Origin of the sequence: Acinetobacter sp. RF14B, assembly GCF_006864105.1 — a bacterium.
Taxonomy (GTDB): Bacteria; Pseudomonadota; Gammaproteobacteria; order Pseudomonadales; family Moraxellaceae; genus Acinetobacter; species Acinetobacter lwoffii_C.
Window position 1 is genome coordinate 1 of record NZ_SMTB01000193.1, and the last position, 1,081, is coordinate 1,081.

Genomic DNA, 1,081 nt, shown 5'->3' on the forward strand with positions numbered 1-1,081 from the left:
CGTAAAGCCACCTGCGATAAAGATTCTTCACCGGTTACATAAAGCGCCGAGCTGTTGCCTGCTGCCATATGAGTGGCTGTTTGCAGCAGGATAGTGGATTTACCAATACCGGGGTCCCCTCCGATCAGGACCACAGAACCTGTGACCAGACCACCCCCCAATACACGGTCAAACTCGCTGATTCCAGTCGGAAGACGGGTTTCATGAGAAACGGAAATTTTATTTAAGGTGGTGATTGCGGCGGCCTGACCGGCATAACCTCCGCCCATTTTAGGCTGGGCACGGTGTGTCGTTGCAGGGGCAATAGTCACTTCTACCAAGCTGTTCCATTCACCACATTCTGAACATTGACCAGCCCATTTAGAATGATCTGTGCCACATTGTTCACAACGATATACACTTTTTGCTTTAGCCATAATCGATATAAAAACTGATAAAACTACTGCACAGCATACAGAGTAAAGGTGGTTTTTAAAATCATTCAGCGAAGATGAAAATCAAAAACCACCAGAAGCCAGAAGAGAAGGTAGTTTGCTAGTTTAGAAAATTTCTGGTCTTAATACAGCTCGCCAGATTGGCGACGGGCAACAAAGTCTTTGGACTCCTTAACGATAATGCCGGACAGTAATAGCAGCGCAATCAGGTTAGGTACAGCCATCAGGCCATTAAAGGTATCGGCGAAGAGCCAGACCAGATCTAGAGTGGCGACGCAGCCGACAAAAACCGACAGGATATAAATGATGCGATACGGCAGGACAAACCTCTCACCAAGCAGATAGGTGGCACATTTTTCACCATAATAGCTCCAGCCGAGAATCGTGGAATAGGCAAAGAAAATAATCCCGAAAGTCACCACCCAGCCCCCTACACCCGGCAGCAACCGGTCAAATACCTGGGTGGTCAGCACAGCGCCAGTTTCACCACCAAAACTGCTGCCAGCCAGAATATAGCCAATTACCAGTACAATACCGGTAATTGAACAGACAATAATGGTGTCAATAAATGTACCGGTCATCGATACCAGACCCTGCCGGACAGGATGGTCGGTTTTGGCCGCAGCAGCAGCGATTGGGGCAGAACC

The 1,081-nt window shown here is 48.3% G+C and carries 2 protein-coding genes; both read right to left on the minus strand.

Annotation, left to right across the window (positions count from 1 at the left end; translation table 11 throughout):
* Positions 1-416: ATPase domain-containing protein (locus tag E2K52_RS14445; RefSeq protein WP_151205685.1), on the minus strand; the 416-nt coding region annotated here is incomplete at its 3' end.
* A 140-nt stretch (positions 417-556) separates the two neighbouring features.
* The coding region (locus tag E2K52_RS14450; protein ID WP_151205686.1) for an alanine:cation symporter family protein at positions 557-1,081 on the minus strand (525 nt) is incomplete at its 5' end.